Annotated in this window: 23 protein-coding genes; 15 read left to right on the top strand and 8 right to left on the bottom strand. The window is 71.1% G+C overall.

Features of this window, described 5'->3' with window-relative positions; genetic code table 11:
- Positions 1-60: 60 nt before the first annotated feature.
- Positions 61-2,793 carry a pyruvate dehydrogenase (acetyl-transferring), homodimeric type gene (gene aceE / locus ACIOGX_RS07815; RefSeq protein WP_356506715.1) on the top strand — a complete coding sequence of 911 codons (2,733 nt, stop codon included), beginning with the start codon at positions 61-63 and terminating at the stop codon, positions 2,791-2,793.
- Between the two features lie 102 nt (positions 2,794-2,895).
- Here the strand turns inward: aceE and ACIOGX_RS07810 are convergent, their stop codons facing one another.
- A complete protein-coding gene (locus tag ACIOGX_RS07810; RefSeq protein ID WP_401911152.1) occupies positions 2,896-3,270 on the bottom strand; it encodes a peptidase inhibitor family I36 protein in 375 nt (124 codons plus the stop codon).
- Positions 3,271-3,445: 175 nt separating this feature from the next.
- Positions 3,446-5,053: an MFS transporter gene (locus ACIOGX_RS07805; protein ID WP_356506712.1), complete on the bottom strand. Its 1,608-nt coding sequence runs from the start codon at positions 5,051-5,053 to the stop codon at positions 3,446-3,448.
- Between the two features lie 127 nt (positions 5,054-5,180).
- Between ACIOGX_RS07805 and ACIOGX_RS07800 the strand changes: the two genes are divergently transcribed.
- From ACIOGX_RS07800 to ACIOGX_RS07770, 7 genes are all read left to right on the top strand, one after another.
- On the top strand, positions 5,181-5,855 hold the full coding sequence (locus ACIOGX_RS07800) for a TetR/AcrR family transcriptional regulator (RefSeq protein WP_383973803.1): 675 nt from the start codon (positions 5,181-5,183) through the stop codon (positions 5,853-5,855).
- Between the two features lie 137 nt (positions 5,856-5,992).
- Positions 5,993-7,198, top strand: coding sequence for an alpha/beta hydrolase (locus ACIOGX_RS07795; RefSeq protein WP_356506708.1), 1,206 nt, complete (start codon positions 5,993-5,995; stop codon positions 7,196-7,198).
- A 108-nt stretch (positions 7,199-7,306) separates the two neighbouring features.
- Positions 7,307-8,221, top strand: a complete 915-nt coding sequence (locus tag ACIOGX_RS07790; protein ID WP_401911148.1) for a DUF4429 domain-containing protein — start codon at positions 7,307-7,309, stop codon at positions 8,219-8,221.
- Between the two features lie 123 nt (positions 8,222-8,344).
- On the top strand, positions 8,345-9,742 hold the full coding sequence (locus ACIOGX_RS07785) for a sensor histidine kinase (RefSeq protein ID WP_401911146.1): 1,398 nt from the start codon (positions 8,345-8,347) through the stop codon (positions 9,740-9,742).
- Positions 9,739-10,419 (top strand): response regulator transcription factor, encoded by a 681-nt coding sequence (locus ACIOGX_RS07780; RefSeq protein ID WP_356506702.1) that lies wholly within the window; start codon positions 9,739-9,741, stop codon positions 10,417-10,419. The genes ACIOGX_RS07785 and ACIOGX_RS07780 overlap by 4 nt, the downstream gene beginning before the upstream one ends.
- A 285-nt stretch (positions 10,420-10,704) precedes the next feature.
- A complete protein-coding gene (locus ACIOGX_RS07775; protein ID WP_401911144.1) occupies positions 10,705-11,763 on the top strand; it encodes an alpha/beta hydrolase in 1,059 nt (352 codons plus the stop codon).
- A complete protein-coding gene (locus ACIOGX_RS07770) occupies positions 11,760-12,971 on the top strand; it encodes an acyltransferase (RefSeq protein ID WP_383973813.1) in 1,212 nt (403 codons plus the stop codon). The genes ACIOGX_RS07775 and ACIOGX_RS07770 overlap by 4 nt, the downstream gene beginning before the upstream one ends.
- 62 nt (positions 12,972-13,033) lie before the next feature.
- Here the strand turns inward: ACIOGX_RS07770 and ACIOGX_RS07765 are convergent, their stop codons facing one another.
- Positions 13,034-14,050 (bottom strand): aldo/keto reductase, encoded by a 1,017-nt coding sequence (locus ACIOGX_RS07765; RefSeq protein ID WP_356506696.1) that lies wholly within the window; start codon positions 14,048-14,050, stop codon positions 13,034-13,036.
- Positions 14,051-14,056: 6 nt separating this feature from the next.
- Positions 14,057-14,521 carry a MerR family transcriptional regulator gene (locus ACIOGX_RS07760; RefSeq protein WP_383973817.1) on the bottom strand — a complete coding sequence of 155 codons (465 nt, stop codon included), beginning with the start codon at positions 14,519-14,521 and terminating at the stop codon, positions 14,057-14,059.
- Positions 14,522-14,607: 86 nt separating this feature from the next.
- Between ACIOGX_RS07760 and ACIOGX_RS07755 the strand changes: the two genes are divergently transcribed.
- Both ACIOGX_RS07755 and ACIOGX_RS07750 read left to right on the top strand, forming a co-directional pair.
- Positions 14,608-15,090, top strand: a complete 483-nt coding sequence (locus tag ACIOGX_RS07755) for a GNAT family N-acetyltransferase (RefSeq protein WP_401911140.1) — start codon at positions 14,608-14,610, stop codon at positions 15,088-15,090.
- A gap of 2 nt (positions 15,091-15,092) precedes the next feature.
- A complete protein-coding gene (locus ACIOGX_RS07750) occupies positions 15,093-15,914 on the top strand; it encodes a serine hydrolase domain-containing protein (RefSeq protein ID WP_356506690.1) in 822 nt (273 codons plus the stop codon).
- 28 nt (positions 15,915-15,942) lie between these two features.
- Here the strand turns inward: ACIOGX_RS07750 and ACIOGX_RS07745 are convergent, their stop codons facing one another.
- On the bottom strand, positions 15,943-16,638 hold the full coding sequence (locus ACIOGX_RS07745; RefSeq protein ID WP_401911137.1) for a pirin family protein: 696 nt from the start codon (positions 16,636-16,638) through the stop codon (positions 15,943-15,945).
- Positions 16,639-16,731: 93 nt separating this feature from the next.
- On the opposite strand from ACIOGX_RS07745, the gene ACIOGX_RS07740 reads away from it, so the two are divergent.
- From ACIOGX_RS07740 to fabF, 5 genes are all read left to right on the top strand, one after another.
- Positions 16,732-17,913, top strand: a complete 1,182-nt coding sequence (locus tag ACIOGX_RS07740) for a CdaR family transcriptional regulator (RefSeq protein ID WP_129768694.1) — start codon at positions 16,732-16,734, stop codon at positions 17,911-17,913.
- 89 nt (positions 17,914-18,002) lie between these two features.
- Positions 18,003-18,944 (top strand): ACP S-malonyltransferase, encoded by a 942-nt coding sequence (locus ACIOGX_RS07735; RefSeq protein ID WP_356506686.1) that lies wholly within the window; start codon positions 18,003-18,005, stop codon positions 18,942-18,944.
- A gap of 12 nt (positions 18,945-18,956) precedes the next feature.
- On the top strand, positions 18,957-19,958 hold the full coding sequence (locus ACIOGX_RS07730) for a ketoacyl-ACP synthase III (protein WP_129768693.1): 1,002 nt from the start codon (positions 18,957-18,959) through the stop codon (positions 19,956-19,958).
- Between the two features lie 66 nt (positions 19,959-20,024).
- The gene (locus ACIOGX_RS07725) at positions 20,025-20,276 is read left to right on the top strand and encodes an acyl carrier protein (protein ID WP_129768692.1); all 252 of its coding nucleotides are present in this window, start codon (positions 20,025-20,027) and stop codon (positions 20,274-20,276) included.
- 98 nt (positions 20,277-20,374) lie between these two features.
- Positions 20,375-21,637 carry a beta-ketoacyl-ACP synthase II gene (gene fabF, locus ACIOGX_RS07720; protein ID WP_129768691.1) on the top strand — a complete coding sequence of 421 codons (1,263 nt, stop codon included), beginning with the start codon at positions 20,375-20,377 and terminating at the stop codon, positions 21,635-21,637.
- Between the two features lie 93 nt (positions 21,638-21,730).
- On the opposite strand, the gene ACIOGX_RS07715 is transcribed toward fabF, so the two are convergent.
- The 3 genes from ACIOGX_RS07715 to ACIOGX_RS07705 form a co-directional block, all read right to left on the bottom strand.
- Positions 21,731-22,756, bottom strand: a complete 1,026-nt coding sequence (locus ACIOGX_RS07715) for a hypothetical protein (protein WP_401911131.1) — start codon at positions 22,754-22,756, stop codon at positions 21,731-21,733.
- Between the two features lie 163 nt (positions 22,757-22,919).
- Complete coding sequence (locus tag ACIOGX_RS07710; protein WP_401765420.1) at positions 22,920-23,795, bottom strand: NAD(P)-dependent oxidoreductase; 876 nt, start codon at positions 23,793-23,795, stop codon at positions 22,920-22,922.
- 33 nt (positions 23,796-23,828) lie between these two features.
- Positions 23,829-24,323, bottom strand: coding sequence for a DUF3145 domain-containing protein (locus tag ACIOGX_RS07705; protein ID WP_129768688.1), 495 nt, complete (start codon positions 24,321-24,323; stop codon positions 23,829-23,831).
- Positions 24,324-24,373: the final 50 nt, after the last annotated feature.

Raw genomic sequence — 24,373 nt, 5'->3', positions numbered from 1 at the left:
GGCGTGCACCGCAGCGATCGCGTGCAGGGCACGATACGACCCAAACAGCGAAGGAAAAGCGTGGCTTCCGGATCCGATCGCAACCCGATCATCATTGGCGGCCTTCCCAGCCAGGTCCCGGACTTTGATCCCGAAGAGACCCAGGAGTGGCTCGACTCGCTCGACGCCGCTGTGGACGAGCGCGGCCGTGAGCGCGCCCGTTATCTGATGCTCCGACTGATCGAGCGGGCGCGCGAGAAGCGTGTGGCTGTGCCGGAGATGCGCAGCTCGGACTACGTCAACACCATCGCCACCAAGGACGAGCCGTTCTTCCCCGGCAACGAGGAGACCGAACGCAAGATCCTCAACGCGACCCGCTGGAACGCGGCCGTGATGGTGTCGCGCGCACAGCGCCCGGGGATCGGCGTCGGCGGCCATATCGCCACCTTCGCCTCCTCCGCCTCCCTCTACGACGTGGGCTTCAACCACTTCTTCCGGGGCAAGGACGGCGGTGACGGCGGCGACCAGATCTTCTTCCAGGGCCATGCCTCCCCCGGTATCTACGCCCGCGCCTTCCTCCTCGACCGGCTGAGCGAGACGCAGCTCGACGCGTTCCGCCAGGAGAAGTCGAAGGCTCCGTACGGGCTGTCCAGCTATCCGCACCCGCGGCTGATGCCGGACTTCTGGGAGTTCCCGACCGTCTCGATGGGCCTCGGCCCCCTCGGCGCGATCTACCAGGCCCGGATGAACCGCTATATGGAGGCGCGCGGCATCGCCGACACCTCCTCCTCGCATGTCTGGGCGTACCTCGGCGACGGCGAGATGGACGAGCCCGAGTCGCTGGGCCAGCTGTCCATCGCCGCCCGTGAGGGCCTGGACAATCTGACCTTCGTCGTGAACTGCAATCTCCAGCGTCTCGACGGTCCCGTGCGGGGCAACGGCAAGATCATCCAGGAGCTGGAGTCGCAGTTCCGCGGCGCCGGCTGGAACGTCATCAAGCTGGTCTGGGACCGCTCCTGGGACCCGCTGCTCGCGCAGGACAGGGACGGCGTACTGGTCAACCGGCTGAACACCACGCCGGACGGGCAGTTCCAGACGTACGCCACCGAGACCGGCGCGTACATCCGTGAACACTTCTTCGGCGACGACCAGCGGCTGCGCGCCATGGTCGAGAACATGACCGACGACCAGATCCTGCACCTGGGCCGCGGCGGTCACGACCACCGGAAGGTCTACGCGGCGTACGCGGCGGCCAAGGCCCACAAGGGCCAGCCGACGGTGATCCTGGCGCAGACCGTCAAGGGCTGGACGCTGGGGCCGAACTTCGAGGGCCGCAACGCGACCCACCAGATGAAGAAGCTGACGGTCTCCGACCTCAAGGGCTTCCGCGACCGGCTGCACCTGCCGATCTCGGACAAGGAGCTGGAGGACGGCGCGCCGCCGTACTACCACCCGGGCCGGGACTCGGAAGAGATCCAGTACATGCACGACCGCCGTAAGTCGCTGGGCGGATACGTACCGACGCGTGTGGTCCGGGCGAAGCCGCTGAACCTGCCCGGGGACAAGACCTACGCGGCGGTGAAGAAGGGCTCGGGCCAGCAGTCGATCGCCACCACCATGGCGTTCGTCCGGCTGCTCAAGGACCTGATGCGGGACAAGGAGATCGGCAGGCGCTTCGTACTGATCGCGCCGGACGAGTACCGCACGTTCGGTATGGACTCGTTCTTCCCGAGCGCCAAGATCTACAACCCGCTGGGCCAGCAGTACGAGTCCGTGGACCGTGAGCTGCTGCTCGCGTACAAGGAGTCGCCGACCGGGCAGATGCTGCACGACGGCATCTCCGAGGCGGGCTGTACGGCCTCGCTCATCGCGGCGGGCTCGGCGTACGCCACGCATGGCGAGCCGCTGATCCCGGTCTATGTCTTCTACTCGATGTTCGGTTTCCAGCGGACCGGCGACCAGTTCTGGCAGATGGCCGACCAGCTCGCGCGCGGGTTCGTACTGGGTGCGACCGCCGGACGTACGACCCTGACCGGTGAGGGGCTTCAGCACGCGGACGGCCATTCGCATCTGCTGGCCTCGACGAACCCGGGCTGCGTCGCGTACGACCCCGCCTACGGCTTCGAGATCGCGCATATCGTCCAGGACGGTCTGCGCCGGATGTACGGCCCGGACAGCGAGGACATCTTCTACTACCTCACCGTCTACAACGAGCCGATCCAGCACCCCGCCGAGCCCGCCGATGTGGACGTGGAGGGCATCCTCAAGGGGATTCACCGCTACAGGCGCGGCGAGCAGGGCTCGATCCCGGCGCAGATCATGGCGTCCGGCGTGGCGGTGCCGTGGGCGCTGGAGGCCCAGCGGATCCTCGCCGAGGAGTGGAACGTACGGGCCGATGTCTGGTCGGCGACGTCCTGGAACGAGCTGCGCCGTGAGGCCGTCGAGGTAGAGCGGCACAATCTGCTGCACCCGGAGGAAGACCAGCGCGTCCCGTATGTGACCCAGAAGCTCTCCGGCGCGGAGGGACCGTTCGTGGCGGTGTCCGACTGGATGCGATCGGTGCCGGATCAGATCGCGCGCTGGGTGCCGGGCACGTACCAGTCGCTGGGCGCGGACGGCTTCGGCTTCGCGGACACGCGCGGCGCGGCCCGTCGCTTCTTCCACATCGACGCGCAGTCGATCGTGCTCGGCGTGCTGACCGAGCTGGCCAAGGAGGGCAAGGTCGACCGTTCGGTGCTGAAGCAGGCGGTGGACCGCTACCAGCTGCTGGACGCCTCGGCCGCGGACCCGGGCGCGGCGGGCGGCGACGCCTGAGACGGCGCCTGAGACAGACAGGAGGAGGGCGGCGGGACCCATGGGTCCCGCCGCCCTCCTCCCTTGAGTGGCCGTCTCCGGTCCGGCCCGGGACCGGTCCGGTCAGCGCTCCCAGATCTTGAAGGCCCGTACCCGGTACGGCGACTGCGGCATCCAGCTGCCCTTGCCCGGATACGTCTCGAACTCCCCCGTCTCCGCGCACTCGGCGGACTGATAGGTGGTCACGTTCCGCCCCGTGCGGTTGGCCAGTGACTGCGCGCTGATGTCCGCCGGGAGCGGCACACAGCTGTCGATGTCGGTGGCCGACAGCTCGTACGTCTGCCGCGCGCCCCGGAAGTCCTCCTTCGGCCAGAGGCACAACTCGCCGGTGGCGCACTCGCCGAGGCGGGGCGGCGCCGCCTCCGCGACGGCCGCCGGCAGCAGAGCGGCGAAGGCCAGCGCCCCGACGGACATGGCTGTGCGTGTGGTCTTGTGCATAGGAATCGGTCCCCGTGTGTGGTGCGAAATCGGTCAACCGCACTCTGACCTGCGGCGCTTGGCCATGGGAAGGGGAAACGACGGCCTCCACCCGGATAGGCGACAGCCCCGCCGGAAGGTTACGGCGGGGCTGTCGTGGGCGCTGAGTTGACGTCGGGTCAGCCGGGAGCTGACGTCAGATGTGCACCCCCGCGCCCGCGGCGTCCGCGTTGCTGCCGCGCTTCGTCAGCAGGGCGACGAAGATCGCCACCACCGCGACACCGGCCGCGACGAGGGAGGCCAGACCCATGCCCGACATGAAGGTGTCGTGCGCCACGCCCGTGATCTTCTCGGCGACCGCGGCGGGCGTGCCCGGCGCCACCGGAGGCACCCCGACCTGGACCGCCTCGGCGGCCTGCTCGGCCTGCGCGGGACTGAGCGGCGGCAGACCTGCCCCGGCCCAGTTGCCGGGCAGGTCACTGGAGACCTTGGAGGCCATGACGGCGCCGAGCACGGCCGTACCGAGGCTGCCGCCGATCTGCATGGCGGACTGCTGGATCCCGCCGGCCACCCCGGACAGCTCCATCGGGGCGTTGCCCACGATGACCTCGGTCGCGCCGACCATGACCGGCGCCAGGCCGAGGCCGAGCAGCGCGAACCAGATCGACATGGTGAAGCTGCTGGTGCCGATCTCCAGGGTGGACATGCCGAACATGGCGACCGCGGTCAGCGCCATGCCGCCGGCCAGCGGGATCCGCGGGCCCGTCTTGGTGATCAGCATGCCCGCGAGGGGCGAGCCGACGATCATCATGCCGGTGAGCGGCAGGATATGGAGACCGCTGTCGACCGGGCTCATGCCGTGCACGTTCTGAAGGTAGAAGGTGACGAAGAAGAGGCCGCCCAGGAAGGCGATCGCCATCAGCGCCATCAGCACCACGCCGGCGGAGAGCGGTACGGAGCGGAAGAGCGCCAGCGGTACGAGCGGTTCCTTGACCTTCGTCTCCCAGACGGCGAAGAGCACGAAGGAGAGGATGGCGGCGCCCATGAAGAGCCAGGTCTTGCCGTCGCCCCAGCCCCAGACGGGCGCCTTGATGATCGCCCAGACCAGACAGAACATGGCGCCCGAGAGCAGCAGGATGCCGAGGATGTCGAAGGACTTCGGGGCGTTCTTCGCCCGGTGGTCCAGCAGGATCAGCCCGCCGATGATCAGGGCGATCACGCCGATCGGCACATTGATGAAGAAGACCGACTGCCAGCTGACGTGCTCGACCAGCACACCGCCCAGGATCGGGCCGCCCGCGGTGGAGGCACCGATGACCATGCCCCAGATACCGATGGCCATGTTGAGCTTCTCGGCGGGGAAGGTGGCGCGCAGCAGACCGAGCGCGGCCGGCATCAGCAGGGCGCCGAACAGCCCCTGGAGCACTCGGAAGATGATCACGAGGGAGATGCTGTCGGACAGCCCGATGGCCCCCGACGAGGCGGCGAACCCGATGACGCCGATGAGGAAGGTCTGCCGGTGACCGAACCGGTCACCGAGCTTGCCCGCGGTGATCAGCGCCACGGCGAGCGCGAGGAAGTAGCCGTTGGTTATCCACTGCACATCGGCGAAAGTGGCGCCGAGGTCCTTCTGGATGGCAGGGTTCGCGATCGCGACAATGGTGCCGTCGAGCGCCACCATCATGATGCCGATCGCCACGGAGAACAGCGTGAGCCAGGGGTGGCCGCGCAGCCCCTTGGACGGCGTCGGCCCCGGGGATTCCGGCGAAGGCGGCGCCTTGTCGACAGTGGTCTGACTAGTCATACCGCAAACGTTAATGTCAGCCACTGACAGTTGACAAACGATTTCTTAAGCAAGTAACTGTCACGTGGCTCACAGTGAGACCACATAGCATAAAGTAGTAAAAAAGCGGTGGAATGAGGATATTGCGTTGATCCCCGGGCAGAACACGATCGTCGGGTTGCGCGCCCGCAAGAAGCGGCGTACCAGGGAGGCCCTGCTGCGCGTGGCGCTCGAACTGTTCACCACCCAGGGGTACGAACAGACCACCGTCGACGAGATCACGGACGCCGTGGAAGTGTCCCAGCGCACCTTCTTCCGCTATTTCAGCAGCAAGGAGGAGGCGGCCTTCGCGGTCGTGGACCTGGTCGAGAACAAGTTCCTCGACTCGCTGCGCGCCCGGCCCGCCGAGGAGACCCCGTTCGAGGCGATGCGCAACGCCGTCGAGTCGGCCTGGGACTCCGTCAGCGAAGCGCTCGAAGCCATCGTCCCGGTCGAGCTGTATCTGCGCACCTGTCTGCTGATCGAGTCGACTCCCGCCCTGGTCGCCGTTCATCTCCGGCGCACCGCGGAGCTGGAGGAGGTGCTCTCCCAACTGATCGCGGACCGCGAGGGGCTCGACGTGAACACCGATCCGCGGCCACGGGTCGCCGTCGCCGCGTTCACCGGCGTCATGCGGATGACCGGCCGGCTCTGGGGGCAGGGCCAGGATGCCCGCGTCGAGGCGCTCCAGGGGATCACCAGGGCCTATCTCGACCACTTGAGCCCCGCGCTCACCGGGAACTGGCGGACGCCGGAGCGCGATACGGAACGCGGACCCGCCTGACGACAGCCGCGCGACGCGCCGGAGCGTAGCGCCGCCTACGCGTTCGGTGCGGTTACTCTCGGTTCAATCCTCCTTGGCGCGTGAGCTGACTCACCCTCGTCACGAGGGCCTCCGCGCTCGTCCTAGGCTGAGCGGTAGTGACTTCCTTCGACTCCTCACCCACCCTCAACGCATGGCGCGCTCTCCTCGCTCTCGCCGTCGTGTTCGTGATGCTGACATCCACCGGCTGGACAGCCGTGGCGAATCGGCGCGGTCCCGGCGAGCCCCTGAAGCTCGCCCTCAGCGCGTGGGAAAGGGGCCGGATAGGGGTCCGCCACCTGCCGAGTCCCGACGCGTCGCCGAAGCGGCTGGCCGCGTTCTTCGCCTCCCTCACCCGAGGCCAGCAGGAACGGCTGGCCGCCACGTACCCGCTGGTCGTCGGCAACCTCAACGGCGCTCCCGTCACCCTGCGGTATCGCGCCAACCGGATCGCCCTGATGCAGGCGCGCACGGTGGAGGAGCGCCGTATGCGCGACACCAGACTGTCCGACGACGGCCGCCGGCAAGCGGGGCGCCGGATGGACCGGTTCGAGTCGATGCTCGGCGACGACCGGCAGATCCTCGCGTTCGACCCGTCGGGCAAGGGCCGGGCGGCCGAGGTCCTCGGCGACCTCGACCGTGCCGAGCGCGTCTCCGTCATCGTGCCCGGAGTCGACACCAACGTGCTGACGTTCGAGCGGACCCACCGCTGGTACAGCGCGCCCGCGGGCATGGCCGAGTCCCTGTACTCCGCCGAGCGGAGCGCCGACGGGGACACCCGCACCGCCGTCATCGCCTGGGCCGACTACACCGCGCCCGCCGGTCTCGGCGTGGACGCGGCGATCGGCAAGCTGGCGGAGGACGGTGCCGTACGGCTCACCGCGCTGACCGCCGCGCTGCCGGGGACGTCACGGGTCTCGCTCTTCTGCCACAGCTACGGCTCCGTGCTGTGCGGCGTCGCCGCGCACGCCCTGCCGCGCAGGGTGACGGACGTGGCGGTCGCGGGCAGCCCCGGAATGCGGGTCGGCAACGCCGCGCAGCTGCGCACGAGGGCGCGTGTGTGGGCCACGCGGGACCGTGACGACTGGATCCAGGACGTCCCGTACATGGCGGTCGGCGGTCTCGGCCACGGCGCCGATCCGGTGGCCAGGGGCTTCGGGGCACGGGTCATCTCGGCGCGCGGGGCGATCGGGCACGCCGGCTACTTCCAGCCGGGCACGGAGAGCCTCGACAACTTCGCGGAGATCGGCGTGGGTTCCTACCCCGCGGTGACCTGCGCGGACGGCGCCGACACCTGCCGGAGCGGCATCCCGGACACCGACTGAGAACCGGGGGCCGGTGACGGCGCGAGAGCGGAGTCCCGGGCTGACGCGCGTAGATTTCCCCCGTTGGGGCAGGCGACGTGCGGGCGCCCGCCGCCTACGATGAAGCACATGGGTGATGTGCTTCAGGGGATTCATGCCACCTGGGAGTTCGAAAGCGACTCCGTGCTCATCCGCTTCGAACGGGGGATCCGGACGCCGAAGCTCTTTCAGGCGCTGGGCGAACGCCGCGTCCCCTACGAGGCGTTGTCATCGGTGACGCTCACTCCCGGCAGACGCGGGACGGTGGTGCTGCACGCTGTGCCGCGAGCCGGAGCCGACCCGCTCACGGAAGCGGCGGCCGGGCAGCTGAGGGCGAGCGGCGATCCGTACCGGCTGCTGCTGCCGGCCGAGCGCGAGACCCTCGCCCGGTACTACGCCGACGAGTTGCGGGCCGCGCTCGCCCGGGTCCGCGGGACCGGGACCGGGACCATGGGGGACGAACAGGAGCCCGCCGAACGCTATCTGGTGACCGCGCCGGAACCACCGCTCCAGTTCAAGGCGTACGACGCGAAGGCGTCCTTCGACGGGGACCGGGTGACCTTCCGCTGGTTCTGGACGGGCGCCTCCTCCGCCAAGTGGAAGGCGGGCGACCAGAGTCTTCCGGTCGGCGAGCTCCAGGGCGTCGAGTGGCGCTCCCCGGAACGCTTCGACGGCTATCTGCGGCTGCTGCGGCGCGACGACCCGTGCTCGGGGCAGCCGCGGCCCCGGCCCGCCCCGGCGGACCACGACCCGGCGACCGTCGTCTTCGGCCCGGGTTACGGACCGGTGCATGAGTCGCTGCCGTTCGCGGCGGCGGTTCTGGAGGCGGTCCAGGCGGCGGCGACGGGCCGTACCGCCGTTCCGGTCCACGCCGTGGCTCCCGCCCGCCGCGACCCGGCCGAGGTGGCGGATCGGATCCGGCATCTCGGCGAGCTGCACCGCGCGGGCCTGGTGACGGACGACGAGTTCAGCGCGAAGAAGGCGGAACTGCTGGCGGAGCTGTGACCTGGACCGGTACGTCCGGAGTAGCGCCCGCCCCGGGCCATGGCGTCATACCGCGGTATGACATCAGGACCGACTCCTCGGTATGACGCCGGGCCGTACGGTGCTGCCTAGGCTGAACGGGTCATGAGTACCCCCGCATCGCCGCCGCCCCGGCCGTCCGCCCCGCCGCGGCCCTCGTCGCCGCCCCGGCCGTCGTCGCCGCCCTCGCCACCGCGCCCCGCCCCGTGGCGTGACGCGGCGCGCGCGCTCCTCGGTGCGCTGCGTACGCCGGCGCCGTCCACCGAGCCGCTGTTCGCGCGGGCGCCCAGGCGATGGCAGCGGTTCGCGCCGTACGTGGTGCTCTTCGGCTTCGCCGTGAGCCTGCTGCCGACCACCACCACGGTCCTCGTGGGGGACTACCGGCTCGGCGGCGGCTGGTCCGGGGCACTGGCCACCGCGCAGACCGCGCCGCTGCTGCTCGCCGTGAGCCGGCCCCTCCAGGCCTGGTGGATCATCTTCACCGCCGATGTCGCCGGCGCGATCCTGCTCCAGAGCGCGGACGGTCTCGCGGGCCGCTCCTGGCCGTGGCCCCCCACGGTGATCGTGGGCTATCTGGTGCTGATGGCCTGTCTGGGGCTGCGCGAATCGCGCCGTACCCTGCTCGCGGTCTGGCTGGCGACCGGCGCGGCCGGGTTCTTCTTCGAGCTGATCTCGCAGGATCGCAGCGACGGCAGCCATCTGCTGCTGTTCGTCCTGAGCGGCGTCGTCCTCGTCGTGACGGCGGCGCTGCGCGAACGGGGCGACGCGCAGCGCAGGCTGGCGGAGCAGGAGACCATCAGCGAGGCCGAGCGCTCCCGGCGCACCCTGCTGGAGGAGCGCGCCCGTATCGCCCGTGAGCTGCACGATGTGGTGGCCCACCACATGTCGGTGATCACGGTCCAGGCGGACTCGGCGCCGTACCGGATCGACGGACTGCCGGACTCCGCGCGCGAGGAGTTCTCCACCATCGCGGCGAGCGCGCGGGAGTCCCTGACCGAGATGCGGCGGCTGCTCACGGTGCTCCGCAGCGACGGTACGGAGAGCGAGCGCACCCCGCAGCCCGGCCTCGACCGGGTGCAGCAGCTGGTCGAGGCGACGGTACGGGCGGGGGTGCCTGCCGAGGTGTCGCTCCCCGCCGAGCTGGGACCCGTCCCGCCGGCCGTGGACCTCTCCGCGTACCGGATCGTGCAGGAGGCGCTCGCCAATGTCGTGCGCCACGCGTCGGGCGCGCCGACCCGGGTCTCGGTGGCCTCCGACGGCGACTGGCTGACCGTCCTGATCGTCAACGGGCCCGGCGCCGAGCGCACTTCACCGCTGGAGACCAGCGGAACGGGCCACGGCCTGATCGGTATGCGCGAGCGCGTACGGTTGACCGGCGGCACGCTCGACACCGGACCGCTGCCGGACGGTGGTTTCCGGGTCGCCGCACGGCTCCCGCTGGCCGGCACCGGCTTCACCGACCTCACCGGCACAGCCGGTCCGGCCCCGAAGGACGCTCCTTGACCATCCGCGTGATCATCGTCGACGACCAGGCCATGGTGCGCGCGGGGTTCGCCGCTCTGCTGTCGGCGCAGGCCGACATCGATGTGGTGGGCGAGGCACCCGACGGCCGCCGGGGCGTCGAGGTGAGCCGCTCCGTCCACCCGGATGTGGTCCTGATGGACGTCCGGATGCCGGAGATGGACGGACTCGCCGCCGCCCGCGAACTGCTGAACCCGCCGACGGGGGTGACGCGTCTGCCGAAGGTGCTGATGCTGACCACCTTCGACGTCGACGACTATGTCTACGAGGCGCTGCGCGCCGGGGCGTCGGGCTTCCTGCTCAAGGACGCGCCGCCGGCCGATCTCATCGCGGCGGTACGGATCGTGGCGGCGGGCGAGGCGCTGCTCGCGCCGTCCGTGACCCGGCGGCTGATCGCGGACTTCGCCCAGCAGCGCCCGGCCCGTGGCCGCAAGGACCCCTCGCTGCGGCTGCGCGGCCTCACGCCCCGGGAGACCGAGGTGCTCGAACTGATCGCCCGGGGGCTGTCCAACCAGGAGATCGCCGAGCAGCTCGTGGTCGCCGAGCAGACGGTGAAGACCCATATCGGCCGGGTCCTGTCGAAGCTGTCGCTGCGTGACCGCGCGCAAGCGGTGATCTTCGCGTACGAGTCGGGTCTGGTCACCCCGGGCGACGCCTGACCCGTCCGGCCCGGGGACTTCCGTACAGCACCGCCGCGTACCGGTACGGACCGGGCACACCCCGTGCATCGCACGGATCGCCGGGCACCGCACGGATCGCCGGGCACCGCACGGATCGCCGGGCACCGCCGGGCACCGGCACACTCCTGGCGCCGGTACGGACCGGCACCCCCGCTACCCCGGTATGACATGTCGGTTGGCTCTCCGGTGTGACGTCCGGCCGCACACCCTCTTCCTACCTTCCTCCTCGCCACCTCACGGACGAGCGGGAAGAAGGAGACGGGAATGCGCCGCTACAGGAGGACCCTGGTCGCCGCCGCACTGGCGACGACCATGGTCGGGGGAACAGCGGGCTGGGCCTCCGGCAGCAGTCAACGGGCCGTCACGGGACCGCCCGTGGGAAGCGCCGCCTGGCGCGCGGACGACTCGCTCGGCCGGGCACTGCCCGACCCGGCGAGCGCCACACCCGGCCAAGTGGCCCGCTTCTTCGCCACACTGACACCCGGTCAGAGCGAGCGGCTCGTCCGCCGCCATCCGCTGGTCGTCGGCAATCTCGACGGGGCGCCGGTCGCCCTGCGGTACGAGGCCAACTCCCGCGCGGTACGGGCCGGGCACGACCCCCGGTACGAGCGGCTCGCGGAGCCCGGCCGGCAGATCCTCGCCTTCGACCCGCGCGGCCGTGGCCAGGTCGCCGAGGTGTACGGGGATCTGGCGACCGCCCGCCATGTGTCCGTCGTCGTCCCGGGATCGGACATCGACGCGGCGACCTTCGACCGTACGGACGATCCGTACGGCACCCCCGCCGGGATGGCCGGGTCGCTGCGGGCCGCGACGGGCGGCCGTACCGCCGTGATCGCGTGGGCCGGTTACACCACCCCCGTCGGGTTCGGTCTCGACGTGGCCACCGGCGGTCTCGCCGAGGCGGGGGCCGGCCGGCTGGCCCGGTTCACCCAGGGGCTCACGGCGGCCGGAGCCGGGAAGCCCGCGCTGTTCTGCCACAGCTACGGCGCCGTGGTGTGCGGGCTCGCCGCCTCCGAGGTGAACGCCACCGACATCGTGGTGCTCGGCGCCCCTGGAATGCGGGCCGGGCACAGGGCGGACCTCCATACCGACGCACGGGTGTGGGCCGCCAAGGACCCCTCCGACTGGATCTCCAAGGTCCCCCATGTCGCGATCGCCGGCCTGGGCCATGGCCAGGATCCGACCGACCCGTCCTTCGGCGCCCGCCGGGTGCCCGCCGAACTGGCCGAGGGCCACACCGGCTACTTCGCTCCCGGCACGGACTCGCTCCGCGCCTTCGCCGCCATCGCCCAGGGCCGGATCACGCGGGGAGAGGTCCGATGACGACACTCGCGACGACGATCGAGAAGATCGAGGCACGGACCCCCGCCCACCGCGACCGCGCGATCGACGGGCTGCGCGCCCTCGCGCTGCTCGCCGTACCCACCGGGCACTGGCTGCTCGGCGGCTTCACCCTGGACGCCGGCGGCGCCCTGCACAACGCCAGCCCGCTCGCCGCCTTCGGCGGCTTCGCACCGGTGAGCTGGGTGCTCCAGATGCTGGGCATCTTCTTCCTGGTCGGCGGATACGCCTCCGTGCTCTCGTACCGCAGGAGGACGTCCACGACCGCCGCCTGGCTCCGGCAGCGCGTGGTGCGGCTCGGCAGGCCCGTGCTCGGGGTGACCGCCGTCTGGGCGGCGGCGATGCCGCTGCTGTACGTGCTCGGCGTGCCCGAAACCACCCTGCGCACCGGATCGACGCTGGTGATCCAGCCCCTGTGGTTCGTCGGGGTCTATACGGTGGTCACCGCGCTGACCCCGTACTGTGTGCGCGCCGCACACACGATGGGCGCCTGGGCCGCCGCTCCCCTGCTGGTCTCGGTCGCCGTCGTCGACTTCCTGCGCTACGGCCCCTACGCCGACACCATGCCGTCCTGGCTGAGCATGGTGAACATCCTCCCCGGCTGGCTGTTCGCGTATCAGCTCGGCGTCTCCTGGGGCGAGGGCCGGATCGGCCGGCGCGGGGCGCGTGTCCTGCTCATCGGCGGCACGCTGCTCTTCGCCGCGCTGCTGGTCGTCTTCCACTACCCGGCGTCGATGGTCGGCGTGCCCGGTGAGGCCCGTACCAACTCGCATCCGCCGTCCCTGCTCGTGCTCGCCCTCGCCGCCGCGCAGAGCGGTGCGGCGATCCTGCTGCGCGACCGGATCGGGCGGCTGCTGAGCAGGCCCGCGCTGTGGGCGCCGGTCGTCGTCATCAACCTGTGCGCGATGACGATCCTGTGCTGGCACCAGACGGCGATGCTCGCCGCCGCCGTGCCCGCGTCCTTCCTCGGGCCGGTGGCCGGTCTGACGACCTCCCCCGACTCCCTCGGCTGGATCGTGGTGCGGCTGACCTGGATGCCGCTCTTCGCGACGCTGCTCGTCCTCATCGGGTGGTACGCGCGCCGTTTCGACGCCCCGTGGCAGACCGGGACGCGCGCGTCGAAGGCCCGCCGCGCGGCAGCGGGGCTGCTGGCGGCGGGCTTCGCGGTCTTCGCACTGGGCCTGGCGTGAGCGCGCTCGCGAGCGCCGGCGCTTGTCCGGTCCTGTCCCGCGCGGGGCGTCGGACCGCTCCGCTACTCGCGGCCGGCCGAGGTGAACGACATATCGGTGTACCGGCCGCCGGCCACCTGGCCCGCGATCGGCTCCAGCAGCCGCAGTTCGCTCTCGGTGAGGATGAGCCGCGTGGCGGCGGTGTTCTCCTCGATCCGGCTCCGCTTGCGGGTCCCCGGGATCGGTACGACGGCCAGCCCGTGCACCCCGGCCTGCTGCTGCACCCAGGCCAGCGCGACCTGCCCCAGGGTGGCGTTCCTGCCCTCGGCGATCTTGCGTACCGGTTCGAGCAGCGCGGCGTTCGCGGCGGCGTTGTCACCGGTGAAGCGGGGCTGCTGGCGACGGAAGTCGTCGGCGTCCAGCTCCTGGTCGGCGTGGACGAACGCGCCGGTCAGGAAGCCCCGGCCGAGCGGGGAGTACGGCACGAGCGCGACGCCCAGCTCGGCGGCGGCCGGTACGGCGTTCGCCTCGATGTCGCGGCTGAACAGCGACCACTCCGACTGGAGGGCGGTGATCGGGTGCACGGCCTGCGCGGCCCGCAGCTCGCCGCCGGTGACCTCGCTCAGCCCGAGGTGGGTGACCTTGCCCTCGCGCACCAGCTCGGCCATCGTGCCGACCGTCTCCTCGATGGGGACGTTCACATCGCGCCGGTGCATGTAGTAGAGGTCGATGTGGTCGACGCCGAGGCGCTTCAGGCTTCCCTCGACGCACTGGCGGATATAGGGCGCGTCGTTGCGGATCGTCCGCTTGGTGGGGGCGGCCGGGTCGATGCTCAGGCCGAACTTGGTGGCGAGGACGATCTCGTCCCGGTGCGCCCGGACGAACGGCGCGATGAACTTCTCGTTCTCCCCGGCCCCGTAGGCGTCCGCCGTGTCGTACAGCGTCACGCCCAGCTCCAGGGCGCGTTCCAGCGTGGCCCGCGCCTCGTCGGCGTCCGTCGGACCGTAGAACTGGCTCATACCCATGCAGCCGAGCCCCTGGCCACCGACCTCCGGTCCGCCGGTACCGAGCCGCACCTTCTCGATCTTGCTGTCACTCATCGGGGTTCAGACCCTCTCCGACGCCTTGCGGGCGCCCGCGTAAAAGCTGATCTTGTGGTCGAGTACGGCGACAGTGTCCTGTAGCTCCGCGATCCGCCGGTGGACATCACGGCGTGTCCGCTCCAGCAGCTCCTGCCGCTCCTCGAACGTCTCCTCGCCGACTCTGATCAGCTCGGCGTACCGGACCATGTCGGCCACGGGCATGCCCGTGAGCCGCAGCTTCCCCACGAAGGCGAGCCAGTCCAGGTCCTTGTTGCTGAAACGGCGCTGCCCTGTGTGCGAGCGGTCCACATGCGGCATCAGGCCGATGCGCTCGTACCAGCGCAGGGTGTGCGCCGAGAGTCCGGTGAAGGCGGCGACCTCGCTGATCGTGTAGCGCTCCGCCCCGTCGGGCCGCGGATGCGGGCGCGGCGCCGATGCGCAGTCGTCCACGCGGGCCGTCCGTACGGGGGTGCTCTCCGTCAGCGTCATACCCTCAACGCTAGATCCTTCGAGTGCACTCGAAGCAAGCGGAAAAGTCGGCGAGTTTCCCGTCGCGGCGGATTAGTCTCCGCCTCATGAGCCTCGCACGCCCCGCGGTCCCCGCCGACGCCGCCGAACTGGTCCGTCTGCGGAAGGTGATGCTCGACTCGCACCGGGGACCGGACCCGGACATCAGCTGGCAGCCCGACGCGGAGCAATCCCTGCGCGAGAGGCTCACGGGTCCCGGCGGCGATCTCATGGCCTGTGTCGTGGACCGGCCCGGCCGGGCGGGCGGTCTGGCCGCGTGCGCGGTCGGCACCATCGAGTACCGGCTCGGCAGCCCCGGCAACCCCACGGGCACCAGCGGCTACGTCTTCAGTGTCGCCACCGATCCGGACCTGCGCCGTCGCGGCTACTCGCGGGCCTGTGTGGAGGCGCTGCTCGACTGGTACCGGACCCGCGGCGTCCGGAGGGTCGATCTCCGCGCGTCCCGTGAGGGCGAACCGCTGTACGCCTCCCTCGGCTTCGTCCGTACCCCCGACCCCTCGATGCGGCTGACGCTCTCGCTAACCTCGTAGCCATGCAGAGCCTGGCGATGATCGAGAACTGGCCGGTGACGAACGCCTCGGCCGCCGTCGTACGTGCGGACGGCACCGTCGTCGGGTCGTACGGCCCCACGGCGCGGCGCTTTCCGCTCGCCTCCGTGACCAAACCGCTGGCCGCGTACGCGGCGCTGGTGGCGTACGAGGAGGGGGCCGTCGAGCTGGACGAGCCCGCCGGGCCCGAGGGGTCCACCGTCCGTCATCTGCTCGCGCACACCAGCGGTCTCGCCTTCGACGAGCACCGCGTGGCCAACGCGCCCGGCACCCGCCGGCTCTACTCCAACGCGGGCTTCGAACTGCTCGGCGAGCACATCGCCAAGGCCACCGGCATCGCGTTCGCCGACTACCTCCACGAGGCCGTGTTCGAGCCGCTCGGTATGACCGCGACCGCGCTCCCCGAGGGCGGGTCACCGGCCAGGGACGCGATCTCGACCGTCGACGATCTGACGCGGTTCGCCGCCGAACTCCAGGCGCCCCGGCTGCTGGACGCGCGCACCGTCCTGGAGGCGATGACGGTCGTCCATCCCGGGCTGTCCGGGGTGCTGCCGGGCTACGGCTTCCAGAAGAACAACGACTGGGGGCTCGGCCTGGAGATCCGGGACGCCAAGTCCCCGCACTGGACGGGCGCCTCGTCGTCACCGCGCACCTTCGGACACTTCGGGCAGTCCGGTACGTTCCTGTGGGTTGACCCGGACGCCGGGGCGGCCTGTGTGGCGCTGGCCGACCGGGACTTCGGGCCGTGGGCGGTCGCGGCCTGGCCGCCGTTCACCGACGCCGTCCTCGCGGAGCTGTCGGCCTGAGCCGCCGGCCGGGGCCGGGCGCGGGCGCTCAGCCCGCCATCTCCCAGAGCAGCACCTCCGCCGCCGGGCCCGAGATCAGTTCGAGCCCTTCCGCGTCCGTGATCCGCGCCGAGTCGCCGGGCCCCAGCACGGGCCCCGCCGCGCCGTCCGCGCCGCCGTCCGCCCCGCCCGCGCCACCGACGCGCACCTCACCGCGCACCACGTGGACGTACACATGGCGGGCGTCCGGCACGGCCGTGCGCTCGCCGTCCCGCAGGCGCCGTACGTGCAGCATGGCCCCGGCCCGCGGCAGCGCGTACGGCGTGGAGTCGGCGATGCCCCGTACGACCTCGTACGCGGGCTCGCCGCCCGGTTCCAGCGGCGCGAGCCACATCTGGACGAAGACCAGCGGCCGGTCGCCGTCATTGCGCTCCACATGCCGCACCCCGCCGGCCGAGCTGAGCCGCTGGACGTCCCCCGGCCGCACGACGGTGGCGTGTCCGGCCGAGTCGCGGTGCGTCAGCTCGCCCTCGACGACCCAGGTGACGATCTCGGTATGGCTGTGCGGGTGCTCGTCGAACCCCGCGCCGGGCGCGAGCCGCTCCTCGTTGCAGGCGAGGACCGCGCCGAAGCGCAGATTGTCCGGATCGTAGAAGCGCCCGAAGGACAGGGCGTGCAGGGATTCGATGCCCGCCGAGGGGTCGCCGCCGACAGAGCGCTGCGCTGCGTACCGTACGAGAATCACGGCTTCACGGTAGGCGCTCCACCGGGGACGGCACGAGACGCCCGCCGACCCCGGCCCCGCAGGCGGTGGCTCCGATAGGGCACTCTTGACCCCGTGGCCGAACCCTCGAACGAACCCCATCCGCACCCCGCGACGCTGCGTCGGCTGGAGCAGTCCTCGGGACGGCTCGCCGCGAACGCCATCGCCCGCATGGACGAGACGCTGCCGTGGTACCGCGCGATGCCGCCGGAGAACCGTTCCTGGATCGGGCTGGTCGCCCAGGCCGGTATCGCCGCGTTCACCGAGTGGTTCCGCCACCCCGAGACCCCGCAGGCGATCTCCACCGATGTCTTCGGCACGGCCCCGCGCGAGCTGACGCGGGCGATCACCCTGCGCCAGACCGTCGAGATGGTGCGGACCACGATCGAGGTCATGGAGACGGCGATCGAGGAGGTCGCCGCCCCGGGCGACGAGTCCGCGCTGCGCGAGGCGCTGCTCGTGTACGCGCGGGAGATCGCCTTCGCGACGGCCCAGGTGTACGCGCAGGCCGCCGAGGCGCGCGGCGCGTGGGACGCCCGGCTGGAGTCGCTCGTCGTGAACGCCGTCCTCTCCGGGGAGGCCGACGAGGGCGCCGTCTCCCGGGCGGCGGCCCTCGGCTGGAACTCCCCCGAGCATGTGTGTGTCCTGCTCGGCACCGCCCCGGACGGGGACAGCGAACTGACCGTGGAGGCGATCCGCCGGGCGGCCCGGCACGCCAAGCTCCAGGTCCTCACCGGAGTGCTCGGCGACCGGCTCGTGGTGATCGCGGGCGGCAGCGACAACCCGCTCCAGGTCGCCAAGGCGCTGATCGGCCCCTACGCGCCGGGCCCCGTCGTGGCGGGCCCCGTGATGCCCGATCTGCTGGCCGCCACCAAATCCGCGCAGGCCGCGGCGGCCGGCCTCAAGGCGTGTTTCGCCTGGCAGGACGCGCCGCGCCCGGTGCTCGCCGACGATCTGCTGCCGGAGCGCGCGATCGCCTCCGACCCCGCCGCGCGTGACCAGTTGGTGGAGGAGATCTACAGACCGCTCGAAGAAGCGGGGTCCGCGCTGCTGGAGACTCTGAGTGTCTATCTGGAGCAGGCGAGCAGTCTCGAAGGCGCGGCGAGGATGCTGTTCGTGCACCCCAACACCGTGCGCTACCGGCTTCGACGTGTGACTGACGTCACCGGATGGTCACCCTCCGATGTACGGTCCGCGTTCACGCTGCGGATTGCCCTGATCCTGGGGCGCTTGGCCGGCGGAGACACACAGATCTAGACTTTTGTGGTACTTCAACAATTCCCCCAGCGGTTCTTCGTTCCCCTCCCCACGGGCGACGGAGACCCATCGCAAGAGAGAGTGTGAGGGTGCTCGTACTCGTCGCTCCCGGCCAAGGCGCTCAGACGCCCGGCTTCCTGACTCCCTGGCTCGAACTGCCCGGCGCCGAAGACCGGCTGCGGGCCTGGTCGGCCGCCATCGACCTGGATCTGGTCCACTACGGCACGGACGCCGACGCGGACGAGATCAGGGACACGGCCGTGGCCCAGCCGCTGCTGGTCGCCGCCTCCCTGCTCTCCGCCCGCCAGCTCTTCCCCACCACGGAGGACGTGGCGCGCGACGTGGGTGTCACGGGCGGCCACAGTGTGGGTGAACTGGCCGCCACGGCGCTGGCCGGTGTGGTCTCCGACGACGTGGCCCTGACGCTCGTACGCGCCCGTGGCATCGCGATGGCCGAGGCCGCCGCGATCACGGAGACGGGGATGTCGGCGCTGCTCGGCGGCGACCCGGACACGACCCTCGCGCATCTCGACAAGCTCGGCCTGACGCCCGCCAACGTGAACGGCGCGGGCCAGATCGTCGCGGCCGGCACCCGTGAGCAGCTCGCGGCGCTGGAGGCGGACAAGCCGGAGGGCGTACGGCGCGTGGTGGCGCTCAAGGTCGCCGGCGCGTTCCACACGCACCACATGGCGCCCGCGGTCGAGAAGCTCGACACGGCCGCGCGTTCCGTCTCCGTCGCCGACCCGGTCGTACCGTACGTCTCGAACCGCGACGGGCGGACGGTCTCCACCGGCTCCGGGATCGTGACGGGCCTGGTCGGTCAGGTCGCCAACCCGGTCCGCTGGGACCTGTGCATGGAGACCTTCAAGGAGCGGGGCGTGACCGCGCTGATCGAGCTGTGCCCCGGCGGCACCCTGACCGGTATCGCCAAGCGCGCGCTGCCCGGGGTGAAGACCCTGGCGCTGAAGAAACCAGAAGATCTCGACGCGGCCCGCGCGCTGATCGCCGAGCACTCCTCCACGGCTGAATAGGAGTCAGAGAGCATGTCGAAGATCAAGCCCAGCAAGGGCGCCCCGTACGCGCGCATCATGGGCGTCGGCGGCTACCGCCCGACGCGCGTCGTGCCCAACGAGGTGATCCTCGAAACGATCGACTCGTCCGACGAGTGGATCCGCTCCCGCTCCGGCATCGCGACCCGCCACTGGGCCTCTCCGGAGGAGACGGTCGCCGCGATGTCCATCGAGGCGTCCGGCAAGGCGATCGCCGACGCCGGGATCACACCGGAGCAGATCGACGGTGTGATCGTCTCCACCGTCTCGCACTTCAAGCAGACCCCGGCCATCGCGACCGAGATCGCGGACAAGATCGGCGCCAGCAGGCCCGCCGCGTTCGACATCTCCGCGGGCTGCGCCGGCTTCGGCTACGGACTGACCCTGGCCAAGGGCATGGTCGTCGAGGGCTCGGCCGATTACGTCCTGGTCATCGGCGTGGAGCGGCTCTCGGACCTGACCGATCTGGAGGACCGCGCGACGGCCTTCCTGTTCGGCGACGGCGCGGGCGCCGTCGTCGTCGGCCCCGCCAAGGAGCCGATGATCGGCCCCACCGTCTGGGGCTCCGAGGGCGACAAGTCCGACACCATCAAGCAGACCGTGCCGTGGGACGCCTACCGCGACGGCACGGTGGAGAGGTTCCCCGCCATCACGCAGGAGGGCCAGGCGGTCTTCCGCTGGGCCGTCTTCGAGATGGCGAAGGTCGCCCAGCAGGCGCTGGACGCCGCCGGAATCAGCTCCGCCGACCTGGACGTCTTCATTCCGCACCAGGCCAATATGCGGATCATCGACTCGATGGTGAAGACTCTCAAACTGCCGGAGCACGTCACGGTCGCGCGTGACGTGGAAACCACCGGCAACACCTCGGCCGCCTCGATTCCGCTCGCGATGGAGCGGCTTCTGGCGACCGGACAGGCGAAGAGCGGCGACACCGCGCTCGTCATCGGTTTCGGGGCGGGTCTTGCCTACGCCGCGACGGTCGTTACCCTCCCCTAGGCACACCGGATCTTTCCGGAGCGTGTTCCGATATATCCCTCTGCTCAACATCGAAGGAGCGCCAACATGGCCGCCACCCAGGAAGAGATCGTCGACGGTCTCGCCGAGATCGTTAATGAGATCGCCGGTATCCCGGTCGAGGACGTCCAGCTGGACAAGTCCTTCACCGACGATCTGGATGTCGACTCGCTGTCCATGGTCGAGGTCGTCGTCGCCGCCGAAGAGCGCTTCGACGTGAAGATCCCGGACGACGACGTCAAGAACCTCAAGACGGTTGGCGACGCCGCCGACTACATCGCGAAGCACCAGGCCGCCTGACCGCCTGACCTCTCGCGCTGACCCATCGCGCGGCATCCGCCACCCGGTGGTGGCGCCGTAAAAATTCAGCACCCTCTACACGTGGAGAAAGAATTCCAGTGAACTCGACCAATCGCACCGTGGTCGTCACCGGTATCGGCGCAACCACACCACTGGGTGGCGACAGCGCAACGACCTGGGAAGGTCTGCTCGCGGGCCGCTCGGGAGTACGCCCCCTCGAAGGCGAACGCTTCGCCCAACTGCCGGTCCGTATCGCCGCGGTCGCCGCGGTCGACCCGGGCGATGTCCTGCCCCGCCCGCTCGCCCGCAAACTGGACCGCTCGGCGCAGTTCGCGCTGATCGCGGCCAGGGAGGCCTGGGCGGACGCGGGTTACACCGCCAGGGCCGGGGAGGACCCCTCGGTCGACGCCGACCGGCTCGGTACCGTGATCGCCTCCGGCATCGGCGGCGTGACCACCCTGCTCGACCAGTACGACGTGCTCAAGGAGCGGGGCGAACGCCGTGTCTCCCCGCACACCGTGCCGATGCTCATGCCCAACAGCCCCTCCGCCAACGTCAGCCTGGAAGTGGGCGCCCGCGCGGGCGTGCACACCCCGGTCTCCGCCTGCGCGTCGGGCGCCGAGGCCGTCGGCTACGCGGTGGAGATGATCCGTACCGGCCGCGCCGACGTGGTCGTCGCCGGTGGTACGGAAGCGGCCGTCCACCCCCTGCCCATCGCGGCGTTCGCCAACATGATGGCGATGTCCAAGAACAACGACGAACCCACGAAGGCCTCGCGCCCGTACGACAAGGGCCGCGACGGCTTCGTCCTCGGTGAGGGCGCGGGCGTGATCGTCCTGGAGTCGGCGGAGCACGCGGCCAAGCGCGGCGCGCGCGTCTACTGCGAGCTGCTGGGCCAGGGCCTGTCCTCGGACGCCCACCACATCGCCCAGCCCGAGCCCACCGGCCGCGGTATCGCCAAGGCCATGGAGAACCTGCTCGACCAGACGGACCTCAAGCCGGCCGAGGTCATGCACCTCAACGCGCACGCCACGTCGACGCCGCAGGGCGATGTCGCCGAGATCAAGGCGCTGCGCCGGGTGCTCGGCGACGATCTCGACCATGTCGCGGTCTCCGCGACGAAGTCGATGACGGGCCATCTGCTGGGCGGCGCGGGCGGTATCGAGACCGTGGCCACGGTCCTCGCGCTCTACCACCGCAAGGCCCCGCCGACGATCAACGTCGACGACCTGGACGAGGAGGTCGTCGCGGACATCGTCGTCGACGGCCCCCGCGACCTGCCCAGCGGCACGATCGCGGCGATCAACAACTCGTTCGGCTTCGGCGGCCACAACGTGGTGCTGGCGCTGCGTACGGTCTGACCGCGCGGCGGTTCCCGGCGAACCTTCGCGACGACGCCCGGCCCGGGATTCCCGGCCGGGCGTCTCCGGTTTCCGCACGGCACCGGATACGCCCTAGGACTGCGTCACGTACCGGAGCACGCCGTCGGTGCCGCGGACGAAGACGGAGATCCGGCCGTCGCGGTGGCACGCGGGGGCCGGGGCGCCCGCGAGAGCGCCGTTCAGGGAGGCGAGGTCCGTGAACTGGTCGCTGTTGACGGTCTTCTGTCCGGCGACCCACAGCGCGCGGTCGGGGCCGGTCGCGAAGATCCGCAGACGGCCGTCGAGCGGGGAGCGGAACGGGTACGGCGCGCCCGCCAGGCCGCCCTTGAGCAGCCCCTCCGGGTTCCACGCGGCGTAGTCCCCCTGCCGGCCCAGGAAGCGGCCCGCTCCCTCGCGGCCCTGCCAGAAGACCCGGATACGGCCGTCCGCGTCGAGCGCGGCCTTCGGGTCGGAGCGGGCCGGGGTCCCGGCGAACCGCTCGAAGGGGCTCCAGTCGCTGGTGGTGTCGGGGATCCGCTGCTCCGAGATCCACAGCTCGTCGTCACCGCCCCGGACGAACACCGCCACCCGCCCGTCGGCCGCCAGGACCGGGCACGGGACACCCTCGGCCGCTCCGCCGATCGTGGCGGCGGGGGCCCAGACGGCGTACGCCACCGAGGTGTGGCTGACCGACAGGACCGTGTGGTCCGTGCCCCGGCAGAACACCGAGATCCGCCCGTCGGCGTTGAGGACCGCGGCGGGATCCCCCGCGATGCCACCGGCCACCTTGACCGCGGAGGCACCGGACTCGCCCGGGATCCCCGGCGTCCCCGGGATCCGGCCGGCGAACAGCTCGCCGCCCGGCGTGCGCCAGAAGACCCGTATCAGTCGGTCACGGCCCAGGATCGCGGCGGGCACCCCGCTGATCCGGGCCCCGGGTAACTCCGTCCACGGGGACCAGCTCAGGTCTCTGTTCTGCCGGATGAACAGGAGCGTGTGGTTCCGGCCCTCGGCGAGGACGATCAGCCGGCCGTCCGGGCGGGCGACCACGGCCGGATCGTCGACAAGGGTGCCTCCCAGCGACTGGAAGGCACCCCAGTCCGTTCCGGGTGTGGTCACACCGCTTCCTCCCTGTCTCCTGTCCCCTGTTCACGAAGGCCGCCGCACACGGAGTCGCCGTATCCGAAGGGTCTCAGCCGGACACGACGACACGCCCGGACCGGCGGGACGAACACACCATCGGGGGAACGGGGTTTGGGCGGAAGGACGGAGCGGCGGCGCCTCAGCCGTCGAAGCTCGCGAAGTACGTCGCCGCCATGTCGTCGTCACCGTGCCCCTGGGCCTCCGCCCGGCGGAACCGCTCGGCGGACGCCGCCGCCACATCGAGCCGTACGCCCGCCGACTCCCCCGCCTCCACGATCAGCCGGGCGTCCTTGCCCGCCGTGGCGACCGAGAAGCTCGGGGTGTAGTCGCCGTCCATGATGACGGCGGACTTGGCATGGAGATATCCGCAGTCCAGCCCGCCGCCGGCGATGGCCTCCAGGAAGTACCGCGGGTCCACGTCGAGGCCCTTGGCCAGGGCGAGCGCCTCGGCCGTGCCGTTGGTGAGCGTGAGCACCCAGCTGTTGCAGACGAGCTTCAGACGGCTGGCGGCGCCGGTGGAACCGTCGTCGTCCAGCCAGACGGTACGGCTGCCGATGGCGTCGAGTACGGACGCGAGCGGGGCGCGCGCGTCCCCGGGGCCCGCGGCCAGGATCAGCAGCTCGCCGTTCTCGGCGGGCGCCTTGGTGCCGAGCACGGGCGCGTCGACGAAGACCAGTCCGTGATGCCGGGCCAGATCGGCGAGGGAGGCGATGGCGTCGACGCCCACGGTCGTCGTCTGGAGCCAGATGGCGCCGGGCCGCAGCCCCGGGCCGGCGGCCGTCACGGCCTCCACGACAGCGGGGCCGTCGTACACCATCGTGAGGACGACATCCGCGTCGGCGACGGCCTCGGCGGGGGTCGCGAAGGCCCGCGCGCCGTCGGGGACGAGCGCTTCGGCCTTGGCGGGGGTGCGGTTCCAGACGCGGACGTCATGTCCGGCGCGGCAGAGATTACGGGCCATCGCGGCGCCCATGATGCCGGTGCCGAGGACAGCTACTGCGAGGTGATCAGCCATGGGACCACGGTAGGACGCGAGGGCCCCGCCCGCTCACACGACCTGGTGCAACCAGCGGACCGGGGCGCCTTCGCCCGCGTACCGGAACGGTTCGAGCTCGTCGTCCCACGGTTTGCCGAGCAGTTTGGCGACCTCCGCCGCCAGCTGGGTCTCGCCCTGCTGGGAGCGCGCGAGCGCGGCGCGCAGCCGGTCCTCGGGGACCAGGATGTCGCCGTGCATACCGGTGACGGCGTGGAAGATGCCCAGATCGGGCGTGGCGCTGTAGCGCTCGCCCTCGGCGGTGGCGCAGGGTTCCGCCGTGACCTCGAAGCGGAGCATCTGCCAGCCGCGCAGGGCGGAGGCGAGTTCGGAGGCCGTGCCCGCCCGGCCCTTCCAGGAGACCTCGGCTCTCCAGGTGCCCGGCGACGCCGGCTGCCGGATCCAGTCGAGCTGGACCCGCAGACCGAGCACTCCTGCCACCGCCCATTCGATGTGCGGGCACATCGCGCGTGGTGCGGAGTGAATGTACAGAACTCCACGTGTCGTCACCGGGACCTCCAGTGTGGGACGAGGTTCGCCTTTCCCAGCGGCCTCAGTAA

The organism is Streptomyces sp. NPDC088147 (genome assembly GCF_044741565.1).
Classification (GTDB): Bacteria; Actinomycetota; Actinomycetes; order Streptomycetales; family Streptomycetaceae; genus Streptomyces.
The sequence above is the reverse complement of the archived record's forward strand: the minus strand, read 5'-3'. Positions and strand labels throughout refer to the sequence as shown.